At 72.8% G+C, this 12,541-nt stretch carries 13 protein-coding genes; 6 read left to right on the forward strand and 7 right to left on the reverse strand.

Annotated elements, in window-relative coordinates:
• Positions 1-11 precede the first annotated feature (11 nt).
• The 3 genes from AB8A24_RS29340 to AB8A24_RS29350 form a co-directional block, all read right to left on the reverse strand.
• Complete coding sequence (locus AB8A24_RS29340) at positions 12-1,010, reverse strand: alpha/beta hydrolase (RefSeq protein ID WP_369478039.1); 999 nt, start codon at positions 1,008-1,010, stop codon at positions 12-14.
• 247 nt (positions 1,011-1,257) lie between these two features.
• Complete coding sequence (locus AB8A24_RS29345; protein ID WP_328961692.1) at positions 1,258-1,659, reverse strand: SHOCT domain-containing protein; 402 nt, start codon at positions 1,657-1,659, stop codon at positions 1,258-1,260.
• The gene (locus AB8A24_RS29350) at positions 1,659-2,066 is read right to left on the reverse strand and encodes a DUF6325 family protein (protein ID WP_033218774.1); all 408 of its coding nucleotides are present in this window, start codon (positions 2,064-2,066) and stop codon (positions 1,659-1,661) included. The genes AB8A24_RS29345 and AB8A24_RS29350 overlap by 1 nt, the downstream gene beginning before the upstream one ends.
• 106 nt (positions 2,067-2,172) lie before the next feature.
• Here AB8A24_RS29350 and AB8A24_RS29355 point away from each other — a divergent pair, with 106 nt between their 5' ends.
• Positions 2,173-3,543, forward strand: a complete 1,371-nt coding sequence (locus tag AB8A24_RS29355; RefSeq protein WP_328961691.1) for an FtsW/RodA/SpoVE family cell cycle protein — start codon at positions 2,173-2,175, stop codon at positions 3,541-3,543.
• Positions 3,540-5,000, forward strand: coding sequence for a penicillin-binding transpeptidase domain-containing protein (locus AB8A24_RS29360; protein ID WP_328961690.1), 1,461 nt, complete (start codon positions 3,540-3,542; stop codon positions 4,998-5,000). Before AB8A24_RS29355 ends, AB8A24_RS29360 begins: the two co-directional genes overlap by 4 nt.
• 197 nt (positions 5,001-5,197) lie before the next feature.
• On the opposite strand, the gene AB8A24_RS29365 is transcribed toward AB8A24_RS29360, so the two are convergent.
• Positions 5,198-6,310 (reverse strand): ferritin-like domain-containing protein, encoded by a 1,113-nt coding sequence (locus tag AB8A24_RS29365; RefSeq protein WP_328961689.1) that lies wholly within the window; start codon positions 6,308-6,310, stop codon positions 5,198-5,200.
• A gap of 168 nt (positions 6,311-6,478) precedes the next feature.
• On the opposite strand from AB8A24_RS29365, the gene AB8A24_RS29370 reads away from it, so the two are divergent.
• The 3 genes from AB8A24_RS29370 to AB8A24_RS29380 all read left to right on the forward strand — a co-directional run bounded on the left by AB8A24_RS29370 (position 6,479) and on the right by AB8A24_RS29380 (position 8,502).
• Positions 6,479-7,408 carry a diiron oxygenase gene (locus AB8A24_RS29370; protein ID WP_328961688.1) on the forward strand — a complete coding sequence of 310 codons (930 nt, stop codon included), beginning with the start codon at positions 6,479-6,481 and terminating at the stop codon, positions 7,406-7,408.
• Positions 7,409-7,505: 97 nt separating this feature from the next.
• A complete protein-coding gene (locus tag AB8A24_RS29375; protein ID WP_328961687.1) occupies positions 7,506-8,219 on the forward strand; it encodes a helix-turn-helix domain-containing protein in 714 nt (237 codons plus the stop codon).
• A gap of 10 nt (positions 8,220-8,229) precedes the next feature.
• Positions 8,230-8,502, forward strand: a complete 273-nt coding sequence (locus AB8A24_RS29380; RefSeq protein ID WP_328961686.1) for a hypothetical protein — start codon at positions 8,230-8,232, stop codon at positions 8,500-8,502.
• Positions 8,503-8,757: 255 nt separating this feature from the next.
• Here the strand turns inward: AB8A24_RS29380 and AB8A24_RS29385 are convergent, their stop codons facing one another.
• The 3 genes from AB8A24_RS29385 to AB8A24_RS29395 all read right to left on the reverse strand — a co-directional run bounded on the left by AB8A24_RS29385 (position 8,758) and on the right by AB8A24_RS29395 (position 11,545).
• Positions 8,758-9,996, reverse strand: coding sequence for a HAMP domain-containing sensor histidine kinase (locus tag AB8A24_RS29385; RefSeq protein WP_328961685.1), 1,239 nt, complete (start codon positions 9,994-9,996; stop codon positions 8,758-8,760).
• Between the two features lie 59 nt (positions 9,997-10,055).
• Complete coding sequence (locus AB8A24_RS29390; protein ID WP_328961684.1) at positions 10,056-10,781, reverse strand: hypothetical protein; 726 nt, start codon at positions 10,779-10,781, stop codon at positions 10,056-10,058.
• Positions 10,782-10,888: 107 nt separating this feature from the next.
• A complete protein-coding gene (locus tag AB8A24_RS29395; RefSeq protein ID WP_328961683.1) occupies positions 10,889-11,545 on the reverse strand; it encodes a hypothetical protein in 657 nt (218 codons plus the stop codon).
• 186 nt (positions 11,546-11,731) lie between these two features.
• Here AB8A24_RS29395 and AB8A24_RS29400 point away from each other — a divergent pair, with 186 nt between their 5' ends.
• Positions 11,732-12,541: a nuclease-related domain-containing protein gene (locus tag AB8A24_RS29400; RefSeq protein ID WP_328961682.1), complete on the forward strand. Its 810-nt coding sequence runs from the start codon at positions 11,732-11,734 to the stop codon at positions 12,539-12,541.

Genomic DNA, 12,541 nt, shown 5'->3' on the forward strand with positions numbered 1-12,541 from the left:
GCGCGTGTGACCTACGTCTCCCGGTTCGCGGACTGTGTGAGGACGCGTCGGAGCCAGCGCGTACGGGCGTCGCGGGCGTCCTGGCTGAGGGCCGCCTCGGGGGCGAGGCTGTCGAAGCCGTGGAAGGCGCCGGGCCATACGTGCAGTTCGGCCTGGCCGCCCGCCCGCCAGAGCGCGTCGGCGTAGGCCACGTCCTCGTCCCGGAATGTCTCGACCGACCCGACGTCGATGTAGGCCGGGGGGAGCCCGGACAGGTCCGTGGCGCGCGCGGGGGCGGCGTAGGGCGAGAGGTCCGGGGCGCCGAACCGGTCGCCGAGGAGTGCCTGCCACCCGGTGGCGTTGGAGGTGCGGTCCCAGATGTCGACGCCGGCCATCTGGTGGCTGGAGAAGGTGGTGTTGCGGTCGTCGAGCATCGGGCACATGAGCAGCTGGCCGATCGGCGCGGGACCGCCCCGGTCGCGGGTGAGCAGGGCGAGCGCCGCGGCGAGGCCGCCGCCCGCGCTCTTGCCGCCGATGATGATGTGGTCCGCGTCGATGCCGAGCTCGTGGGCGTGCTCGGCCGCCCAGACGAGGCCGGCGTAGCAGTCCTCCACCGGTTCGGGGTACCGGACCTGGGGCGCCAGGCCGTACTCGACGGAGATGACGGCCAGGCCGAGGGGGAGGGCCCATTCGCGCAGCAGCTGCGGGACCACGGACGGGGCGTTGCCCACGACCATGCCGCCGCCGTGCATGTAGTACAGCAGGGGGAGCGGGCCGGCGGCCCCGGCGGGTCGGGCGCTCACGAGCGTGACGCCGCGTCCTGGTACGCGTAGCTCGTCCACCTCGAAGAGGCCGTCGGCCCGGAGCTCCTGGACCGTCGGCCGGGCCCGGGTCGCGATGTCCTGTTCCTGCTGGGCCGCGAGGTTCTCGGGGGTGAGCGGCTCGCGTACCGCGTCGCCCAGAGCGGCCAGTGCGCGGCCCAGTTCGGGGTCGAGGGCGGGCGCCGCGCCGTCCGTACGGGGGATTTCCATGCGCCGTAGTCAAGCAGCCGCCGCGAGGCGGGAGGCGCACCGAGGCTCTCCTGTTGCGTCAACCGTGGCACAGGACACGCCAGTTGTGGCTTCGCGCTGTGGGGCTGCGCGGTTGGCGCTCCTGTCGCTCCTGCTCGTCCCGGCCCTGCCCCTGCAGACGCTCGGCCCGCTCGGCCCGCTCGGCCCGCTCGGCCCGGGTATCGCCACCCTCGGCGGGCGGGGGCGGGCCACGACCGGCCGGCGAGGGTCAGTCCCGCAGCAGGCGGGCCTTGGCCGTCGTGAACTCCTGGGGGGTCAGCAGGCCCTCGCGGGCGAGGTCGGCCAGTTGGGTGAGCTCCGCCACCAGGCCGGCCGCGGCCGGATGGTCGGGCGTGATCGCCGCCTCCGGCTCCGGTTCGGCCGGCTGCGGGGGCTCGGGCGGAGCTTCGATCGGCGCCCCGGTCGGGGGCTCGGCCTGCGCCCGGGCCGGCGGTTCGGTCCAGCCCGTCGCGCCCGCCGGACCCGCGGCCGCCACCGGACCCGCCGTTCCCACCGAGCCCGCCGTCGCCTCCGCCGCTCCCGAGGCCCGCGCCAGCAGGCCCCGCAGCAGCGGGTGCCCCGGCGGGCGATTCGCCGCGCGGACCGTTACTCCCATCGGGCGGATGAACATCAGGCCACCCCCGCCCGTGGATCCGCCGGTACCCGGTCCGGCGGGATGCGGACCGAGCCGACGATCCGGCCGCCCGCCGCCCGTACGGCGATGGCCGCGTCCTCGGCCCACAGGTGTTCGACGACGAGCAGCAGCGCGCAGCTCCCGCGTTCCAGCAGCCCCGCCGCCTCCTGGATGTCCTCCGGCCCGATCAGCCGCGCCACGTCCCGGCCCGTCAGCAGGCCGTTCAGCTCCACGAACTCGTCGAACTCGGCCGCCAGGACATCTCCCGACGCCGTCCTCGTCGCCACGATCCCGTCGATCAGCCGGACCACCCCGGTCTTGCGCAGCCCCATCACGGCCTCGACCGCCGGGGCCCGCAGCTGCTCCTCCGGGAAGGCGAGGACGATGAATTCCACAGGTCCCATGCGCCTCGGCTCCTCTCTTTCGATACTTCCGACCGTTTGTGACGACTCTTCGGCACACTATGGCATAAGCGGACATATCATCCGTCTGCTTGCTACGTTTCGGTCCATGACCGCTCTGACGGCGAAGGTGACGGAGCCCTCCCCGCCCCCGCCCCCCGGCGCCGACGCCCCCAAGCGGCGCGGCGTCGAGCTGACGCTCCTCGTCGGAGCCGTCCTGATCTCCGTCCTCGGTCACCTCTACGTCGGCCTCGCGACCACCGGCCACCTCCCCGGCCCCGCCGCCCACTACGCCACCGGCCTGTCCGTCGCCGCCCTGCTCGCGCACCTCGCCGTCCGCCTGCGGGCCCCGTACGCCGACCCCCTCCTGCTCCCCATCGCCGTCCTCCTCAACGGCCTCGGCCTCGTCCTCATCCAGCGCCTGGACGTGACCACCCCCGGCCATCTCACCGCCGGGGACCAACTCCTCTGGTCCGCCCTGGGCGTGGCGCTCTTCGTGCTGGTCGTCGCACTGCTCCGCGACCACCGCGTGCTCCAGCGCTACGCCTACCTCTCCGTCGCCGTGGCCCTCGTCCTGATGCTGATCCCCGTCTTCTTCCCGGCGGTCAACGGCGCGCACATCTGGATCCGGTTCGCCGGGCTCTCCTTCCAGCCGGGGGAGTTCGCCAAGATCCTGCTCGCGGTCTTCTTCGCCGCCTACCTCGCCGCGAACCGCACCGCGCTCGCCCTCACCGGCCGCCGGCTGTTCTGGAAGCTCCGGCTCCTCCCCGGCCGTGTCCTCGGCCCGATCCTCGCGATCTGGCTGCTCAGCGTCGGCGTACTGGTCCTGGAGCGGGACCTGGGCACCTCGCTGCTGTTCTTCGGACTCTTCGTGATCATGCTGTTCACGGCCACCGGACGGATCGGCTGGATCGCGATCGGGCTGCTGCTCGCCGCCCTCGGCGCGTACGCCGTCGGGACCTTCGAACCGCACGTGCACAGCCGGGTGGACGACTGGCTGAACCCTTTCGCATCCATCGAGCGCGGCGAGGGTCCCGGCCAGCTCGCCCAGTCCCTCTTCGCCTTCGGCGCCGGCGGCCTCCTCGGTGCCGGGCTCGGCCACGGCCAGTCCTTCCTCATCGGCTTCGCCGCCAAGTCGGACTTCGTCCTCGCCACCGCCGGCGAGGAGCTCGGCCTCGTCGGCCTCGCCGCGATCCTGCTCCTCTACGGGCTCCTTGTCGCCCGTGGCTTCCGCGCCGGGCTCGCCCTGCGCGACCCCTTCGGGCGGTTGCTCGCCACCGGGCTCGCCTCGATCGTCGCGCTCCAGGTGTTCGTCATCGCGGGCGGCGTCACCGGCCTGATCCCACTCACCGGCATGGCCATGCCCTTCCTCGCCCAGGGCGGCTCCTCCGTCGTCACCAACTGGATCATCGTCGCGCTGCTGGTCCGGCTCAGCGACAGCGCCCGCAGACCCCGCCCCGCGAAGGAGCCGGCCGAGTGATCCGCTACATCCGCTGGTGCGCGTACTTCTGCGCCCTCCTGCTGGTCGCCCTGCTGGTCAACATCGCCCGCGTGCAGGTCTGGGAGTCCGCCGCCTACGGCGCGAACCCGGCCAACAAGCGCCCCGCCATCGAGCGCTACGCCGAACCCCGAGGGGACATCCTGGTCGACGGGCGCCCCGTCACCGGCTCCCGCGACAGCGGCCAACTGCTGCGCTACGAGCGCACGTACGCGAACGGCCCGCTCTACGCGCCCGTCACCGGCTTCGCCTCCCAGACCTACGGGACCAGCTTCGTCGAGCGCGCCGAGGACGCGATCCTCTCGGGCACCGACCCGGGGCTCTCGGCCTTCCCGCTCTGGTACGAACTGGCCCGCGGGCGACCGGCCGGCGGGAACGCCGCCACCACCGTCCGCGCCGGCATGCAGCGGGCCGCGTACGCCGGGCTCGCGGGCAAGCGCGGCGCGGTGGCCGCCGTCGAGCCGGCCACCGGGAAGATCCTCGCGCTGGTCAGCAGCCCCTCGTACGACCCCTCCGTGCTCTCCGGTACGGGTACGAAGGTCAAGGAGGCCTGGACCGCCCTGAACGCGGATCCCGCCCGGCCGATGCTCAACCGGGCGCTGCGCGAGACCTACCCGCCCGGCTCCACCTTCAAGATCGTGACGGCGGCGGCCGCCCTCGACGCGGGCGTGGTCACCGACGTGGACGCGCCGACCCGGACCCCCGACCCCTATCCGCTGCCCGGGACCAGCACCCTGCTGCCGAACGCGGGCACCGGCTGCGAGGACGCCTCGATGGCGGACGCGGTGCAGTGGTCCTGCAACACGGTGATGGCGAAGATCGGCGTGCAGGTCGGGCTGCGCGGCATGGTGGAGGCGGCGCGCCGCTTCGGATTCAACAGCGAGGGGCTGCGGGTTCCCTCGTGGGTGTCCCGGTCGAACTTCGACACCGACATGAGCCAGGACCAGCTGGCCCTTTCCTCGATCGGGCAGTTCAACACGAAGGCCACCCCGCTGCAGATGGCGATGGTGGCGGCGGCCGTGGCGAACGGCGGCGAGCTCACGTACCCCTACCTGGTGGACCGGACCACCCAGGACGACGGCTCCCAGGTCCGGCGCGGGAGCCGGCGCAGCCTGGGCCGGGCGATGGCCCCGGCCACCGCCGTCCGGCTGCAGGACCTGATGGTCAAGGTCGTGGAGAACGGGACCGGCCGCAACGCCGCGATCCCGGGCGCGGTGGTCGGCGGCAAGACGGGCACCGCGCAGCACGGGGTCGGCAACGCGGGCACGCCGTACGCCTGGTTCATCTCCTGGGCCAAGGCCGAGGGCGCCGCCCTGCCACAGGTGGCGGTAGCGGTGGTGGTCGAGGACGCGTCGGCCGACCGGGGTGACATCAGCGGCAACGGCGCGGCTGCCCCGATCGCGCGGGCGGTGATGGAAGCGGCCCTGGCCACCGGCTGACACCCGGCCCCGACCCCGTACGGGGCGGACGCCCCTAGGGGGGTGTCTTGCCGATCAGGGCGGGCTCGCGGCGGCCGGCACCGCGCCTCGCCGCGTTGTCCTCGGTCGACGACGCTCCGCGTCGCCTCCCTCGTCCGCCTTGCGATGCACGGCACCGACCACCGCTCCCTGATCCGCCCTGATCGACAAGACACCCCCTAGAACATGTCCGCCGCCCCGTCGGCGATGGCGGACACGACCTCCGCCACCCGCGCCGACTCCTCGGCCGCGAACCGCTCGCGGTCGAGGGCCTCGGCGATCTCCTCGTCCTGGCTCATCAGCAGGTCCAGGTTCGAGTCGCCCAGGTCGAAGACGCCGAGGTCCAGGTAGGCGCGCTGCAGCCGTTCGCCCCACAGTCCGATGTCCTTCACGCACGGCACGATCCTGCTGAACAGCAGCTTGCGGAACAGGTGCAGGAACTCCGACTGCTCACTGAGCAGCGTCGCCTCCTTGGCCCCGATGCCGAAGTTCTCCAGCACCTCCACCCCGAGCAGCCGATTCCGCATCAGGTAGCAGCCCTCGATCACGAACTCCTCGCGCTCGCGCAGCTCGGCGTCGGTGAGCTGCTTGTAGTAGTCGCGCAGCGCCATCCGCCCGAAGGCCACGTGCCGGGCCTCGTCCTGCATCACGTACGCCAGGAGCTGCTTCGGCAGCGGCTTGGTGGTCGTGTCGCGGATCATGCCGAAGGCGGCCAGGGCCAGCCCCTCGATGAGCACCTGCATGCCCAGGTACGGCATGTCCCAGCGGGAGTCGCGCAGGGTGTCGCCCAGCAGCCCCTGGAGGCTGTCGTTGATCGGGTACAGCATCCCGACCTTCTCGTGCAGGAAGCGCCCGAAGATCTCGGCGTGCCGGGCCTCGTCCATGGTCTGCGTGGCGGAGTAGAACTTCGCGTCCAGGTCCGGCACCGACTCCACGATGCGCGCCGCGCACACCATCGCGCCCTGCTCGCCGTGCAGGAACTGGCTGAAGTTCCAGGCGGCGTAGTGCCGGCGCAGCTCGCCCTTGTCCTTGGCGGTGAGCTTGACCCAGTGCCGCGTCCCGTACAGCGGCAGGGCCTCCTCGGGAGTGCCCAGCGGATCGTACGGGTCCACCTCGATGTCCCAGTCGATGCGCTTGCCGCCGTCCCACTGCTTGTCCTTGCCCTTCTGGTAGAGCGCCAGCAGCCGCTCGCGGCCGTCGGCGTACTCCCAGCTGAAGCGGGCGGAGCCGGCGGCGGGGACCTGCCAGACCGACTCGCCCGGGTTCTCGGTGTAGAGCTCATGCGTCGACACTGACGCCCCCTCGTCTCACGTACTGCCGTGTGGGACCGGACAGTTGGCAGCGTCACACGTTGGTAGACACGGGGTCAACAAGTCGTGCGCGAGGGATTGACGACCTTGCTGACAGGCAGTCTCATAAGAACTGACAGCCGGTAACTCGACGACGAGGTGTCCGAACCCATGACCACCGTGACCGAACGAGCCGCGCTCCAGGACGCCCTCGGCCTACTCAAGGACCGCGAGCAGATAGCCGAGCGCCTGCTCGAATCCTCGGCCAAGCACTCCTTCGACCCCGACAAGGAACTCGACTGGGACTCCCCGGCGATCGAGGGCAAGTACTACTGGCCGCCGGAACTGCTCTCCCTCTACGGCACCCCGCTGTGGAAGAAGATGGGGGAGGAGCAGCGCATCGACCTCTCCCGCCACGAGGCGGCCGCGCTCGGCTCGCTCGGCATCTGGTTCGAGATCATCCTCATGCAGCTCATGGTCCGGCACATCTACGACAAGTCCCTGACCAGCAATCACGTCCGTTACGCACTCACCGAGATCGCCGACGAGTGCCGCCACTCGATGATGTTCGCCCGCATGATCCAGAAGGCCGGCGCCCCCGAGTACCCCGTCTCCCGCCTCAACCACAACCTCGCGAGGATCCTGAAGACCGTCTCCACCACCCCCGGCTCCTTCGCCTGCACCCTCCTCGGCGAGGAGATCCTCGACTGGATGCAGCGCCTGACCTTCCCGGACGAGCGCGTCCAGCCGCTGGTCCGCGGCGTCACCCGGATCCACGTCATCGAGGAGGCCCGGCACGTCCGGTACGCCCGCGAGGAACTGCGCCGCCAGATGCTGACGGCCCCGCGCTGGGAGCAGGAACTCACCCGGATCAGCTGCGGCGAGGCCGCCCGCGTCTTCTCGCTGGCCTTCGTCAACCCGGCCGTCTACGACAACGTCGGCCTGGACCGCCGCGAGGCCGTCGCCCAGGTGAAGGCGAGCGGCCACCGCCGCGAGGTCATGCAGAGCGGCGCGAAGCGGCTCACCGACTTCCTCGACGACATCGGCGTCCTGCGCGGCGTCGGCCGCAGGCTCTGGCAGAGCTCGGGGCTGCTGGCGTAGGCGGACGGCCCGGCCCGGAAGGGGGGCCGACCGGCGGGATCCTGCCCGATCGCCGGGACACCCACCCGTCCGACGTGCGCGGGGCTACCCTGCGGTCATGACCGTACGCGCGTACCGCAGGCTGAGCGTCGAGGAGCGGCGAGCCCAACTCCTCGACGCCGCCCTCTCGCTGTTCGCGCACCGGGCACCGGAAGAGGTCTCGCTCGACGACGTCGCCGAGGCCGCCGGAGTGTCCCGCCCGCTCGTCTACCGCTACTTCCCGGGCGGCAAGCAGCAGCTCTACGAGGTCGCCCTCCGCTCGGCCGCCGACGTCCTCGAACTGTGCTTCGCCGAACCCCAGCAGGGACCCCTGACCCGGCGGCTGTCCCGGGCCCTGGACCGCTACCTCGCCTTCGTCGACGAACACGACGCCGGTTTCGCGGCCCTCCTCCAGGGCGGCAGCGTCGTCGAGACCTCCCGCACGACGGCGACGGTCGACGGCATCCGGCGGGCCGCCGCCGAGCAGATCCTCTTCCACCTGGGCGTCCCGACCCCCGGCCCCCGGCTGCGCATGATGGTCCGTACGTGGATCACGGCCGTCGAGGCCGCCTCCCTCATCTGGATCGACGAGGGCAAACAGCCCGAGGTCGAGCACCTGCGGGACTGGCTGCTGGACCAGTTCATCGCTCTGCTGACGGCCACCGCCGCCACCGACCCGGAAACGGCCGCGGCCGCCCGGGCCGCCCTCGCCCTGGAATCGCCGGACGGCCCGGTCGGGGTCCTGGCCCGCCGCGTCGTCCCGGTGGTGTCCGAAGCCGCCCACCTGCTGTGACACTGGTGGGGTGAGAAGCCAACCGACCCCGTTCGAGGGCGGCCCGATGGACGGCCGGGTCCTCCCCGTCCTCCTCGGCCCGACCGGACACCCCCCGAAGTGGTACGAGATCCCCGTCCCGGCACCGGACGGCGGCCCGCCCACGGTCCTGCTGTACGAACGCGTCCCGGCGGGCTACTCCAAGCGGCTCGGCCTGCAGAAGGGATGGAAGTACGACTTCCGCCCCTCGGGCACCAAGCCGAAACCCCGCTGGCCCTGGACGAAGCCCCCACGGCAACCCTGAGCGGCCCGGGTGCGGAGGTCGGGGCCGGGTGTGTGTCGGGGCGCTCCCCGCAGGGCGCCGAACGCAGTGCCGCCCGACGTTCCGACCCCTCGTCACGTTCGGCGCCCGAGGAGACGCCCCGGCGCGCGCCCGGCCCCGACCGAAGCCCGCTCCGGCTGCCTCGGGCGCCGGCCCGCACCCCGGCCGAGCCTCCGGCCAGGAACCGGCCGAGCCTCCGACCAAACCAAGCCCCCGGAACCCCTGCACAGCCTCCGGCTAGGAACCCGGCAGGGTGAGGACCGCCAAGCCCCCGCCCCCCTCCGCCTCCAGGAACTCCAGCCGCGCCCCGATCACCCCGGCCTGCCCCACGGCGATCGTCAGCCCCAACCCGTGGCCCTTGCCGCCCCCGCTGCGGAAACGCTGCGGGCCGTGCGCCACCAGGTACGCCGGGAACCCGTCCCCGTGGTCCCGTACGGTCACCACCGGCCCGTCCACCGTCAGCACCACCGGCGCCCGCCCGTGCTTGTGGGCGTTGGTCACCAGGTTCCCGAGCACCCGTTCCAGCCTCCGCCGGTCCGTCTCCACGTGCGCGTCCCGGACGACCACCACCTCCGTGTCCGTCCCGGACGCCCGCACCACCCGGCGTACCAGCCGCCCCAGCTGGTGCAGATCGCTCTCCACCACCTCGCTGCCCGAGTCCAGCCGGGAGATCTCCAGCAGGTCCTCGGTCAGCTGCCGCATCGTCCGGACCCGCTCGCGCACCAGCTCCGTCGGCCGGCTCTCGGGCAGCAGCTCCGACGCCGCCTGCAGACCCGTCAGCGGAGTGCGCAGTTCGTGCGCCACGTCCGCCGTGAACCGCCGCTCGCTCTCCAGCTTCGACTGCAGGCTCCCGGCCATGGTGTCCAGCGCCGCCGCCACCGTCGCCACCTCGTCCTGGTGCTGCGCCGGGGTCCTGGTACGCGGGTCGTTCACCCGCGCGTCGAGGTCGCCCTGGGTGATCCGCCGGGCCACCGCCGCCGTCAGGTGCAGCCGCCGGGTCACCCGGGTCACCGCGAACGCGCCCATCAGCAGCGTCCCGCCGATCGCCAGCAGCGACGACCCGATGATCGCGTTGTCCAGCCCGCTGATGGTCTGGGCGCTCTGCCCGTAGTCGACGGCTGTCGCGAGCGCCCGGCCGTCCGCCGGGCCCGCCGCCCACATGGTCGGCCGGCCTCGGTGGTCCGCCACCAGCGTGCCCCGGCGCCCGCTGACGGCGAGCGCCCGCAGCTCCGGCGGCAGCCCGACGGGGTCCAGCCAGGAACCGCGCGGAAGGGGCTCGCCCGCCTCGTACGCGCGCGAGACCTCCAGCAGTTTGCCGAGGGCCTTCTCCCGCGCCGTGGCCACCGTCTGCCGGGTCACCTCCACGTGCACGAGGGCGCCCAGCACGGCCGCCAACGAGCAGCACATCACCACGATGAAGCACGCCGACTTCCAGGTCAGCGTCGCCGTCCAGGAAGGCAGCCGCAGGGGTCGCAAGGACCGCAAGGATCGCAGGGACCGCAGGGACCCCAAGGGTCGCGCAGGTCTCACGGGCGTCACGGCCGGCCCGGTACGGGCGCGGGCTCCCGGCTGCCCGGGGCCTGCGGATTGCCCGGCACCCGTACGATCTGCTCGCGCGTGGGCAGCATGGTCAGCTGCTTCTCGTCCCAGGACCACGCGGTGATCAGCTCGTATCCGTGGTTGCCGCTGGGCACCCGCAGGATCACGTCACCCCCGGCCAGTTCCACCGAGATGACGGTCTCGGTGGTCGCCATGATCCGGTTGAGCCGTCCGTCCGCGTCGGCCGTGTAGACCCGCACGGACATCATCTTGTCCGGGAACTCGATGCCGACGATCAGCTCGTCCTTCCCGTTGCCCGTGAGGTCCCGGTAGTACGGCTTGAGCACCGGGCACGCCTCCGGCTCCTCCTCGTCCTTGTCCGTGCCCTTCGCGCACTCCCGGATCGCGGCCGCCGTCCGGGGCGGCATGCCGTCCGCGCCGACCTCGGTGTTCGGATGGGCACTCAGCTCGGCCTGGACGAGGGCCACCGGGTCGACGGCGTGCACGTCCTGGTCACGGACCGGCGGGATCCCCTTGACGTACTCGGGCGGGGCACCACCCGGATCGGCGGGCGGTACGGACGCGCCACGGCGGTCGGGCCACAGATGTACGGGCCCGCTCGCGGTGGGCGTGGAGCCGGCGCTCACCAACCCGCCGGTGTCCCCGCAGCCCGCCAGCAGCGGAACCAGTGCGAGGAGGGGGAGCAGCGTGCGCGCGGGCACACGCAAGCGCAACCTGTTCACAGTCCCCGTGCCCTTCTGCCCGCGATACGCCGACGGTCGATCACGTCAACCATATGCGGTGGAACATCCGTTTTTACCCTGAGGTCTCAGCTGTCCGTGCGTCCTCGGCGCAGCATCGCGAATCCCAGCCCGGCCGCACCGACCGCCGCGATACCGCCCGCGGCGGCGAGCAGCAGCACGCCGTCACCCGGACCGTCCGCAAGCGTACTCAGCCGCCGCCCACCGCCGGAGCCCTCGGCGGCGACGGGGGTGTCCCCGGTGGTCGCCTTGCGCGGACCGGAGGCCGGGACGACCTGCCCGCCGCGCGCGTCACCACGGGCTTCGTCGCGGGTCCCGGTCTTGTGCCCGTCGCCCGCGAGGGTGTGGTCGGCACCCTGGGCCGGGACGTCCCCCATCCAGGAGCTCAGCCGGCCGGAGGAGTCCAGCGCGGCGTGCAGGTCCCCGGAGCCGCCGAAGGCGGTGACCCCGTCACGGCTCGTCAGCGTGGCCGCCTTGGAGCCGTCGGCCGCCAGGATCTCTGCCTGGTAAGCCCCGTTCGCCGTGCGGTACACCTTCGCCGTGGAGACCCCGTCCGCGAGCGCGAGGCTCTTGACGAGGATCGACTGCGGGGCCGCCGAGTGCGCGGACGAGGCGGCGGGCACCCCGTCGGCCAGGGCGGCGGCGGTGGGCAGCGCCAGCAGACTTCCGGCGCATGCGGTCACGGCGGCGGCGCGAACGAGAGTGCGGCGGCTGACGGTGCTCACGGGGAAATCCTTCGGTGCCGGTCAGGGTCTGGGCCATCCAGGTGGGTCAAACCTAGGGCTCGGCCGTTGCGGCGGCGCCCCGTTCGTGTAACAGCGGAGTCGCAACGTTCCGTCGGAGTCGTTACACATCCGAGGGATTGCCCTGCGGCGCCCCGGCTGCTCCCATGGACGGCGGGGGTGAGGGCGATGCGCGGACTCAAGGTACTGCCGAGCGGCCGGCCCGGCCGCGGCCGGCTGTACGTCAACCTGCCCGACGGGCAGGCGGTGGGCTGGTACGACCGACAGGCCAACCGGATCAGCGTCCTGGCGGACGACCACCGTGAGGCGATCCTGGCGGTGCTCCGCCCCTACCTGAGCGGGACGGTCGCGATCGGCCCGCCCCCGGTCCCCACGGCCTCCGACCTGCGCCGTCTCGCACTGCCGCCGGACGCGGACCTGGCCCCCAACCGCCCCGGCGAGACCTTACTGGGCGAACTGGAACACGGCCCGGCAGGCACCAGGGCCCGGCACCGGCTGCGCCAGGACCTGACCGCGCAGCAGCGGATGGGCGACTCCTTGGACGCCCTGGAAGCGGAAGGCTGGCGGGCCTTGCACTGCGTCCCGCTACCGGGCCTGGGCCGCATCGACCACCTGCTCATCGGCCCGGCGGGGGTCTTCTGCGTGCGTACGATCCCGGGCCGCCGTCAGCGCGCGGTGGTCGGCGACCTCCTGCTCACGGTGGGCCGCACGGAACCCCGCCCGGACCCCCGCTGGATCCGCCGCGCGGCGGCCTTCGCCACGGCGGCCCTGGCCGCCAAGGTCACCCCGGCGCTGGCGGTGGTCGACGCCTCGCGGGTCGAGACGGCCCCCACGGTCCGCGACATCCGCATCCTCCAACCCCCGACGGCGACCCCGACCCTCACGGCATCCCCCACGACCCTGAAACCCCCGGAGATCGAAGCCCTCTTCGCCCAGGCCCGAGACACCACCACCTGGCTGGGCCCCACCCCCACCTGA

This window comes from Streptomyces sp. BF23-19, assembly GCF_041106355.1.
Lineage (GTDB): Bacteria > Actinomycetota > Actinomycetes > Streptomycetales > Streptomycetaceae > Streptomyces > Streptomyces virginiae_A.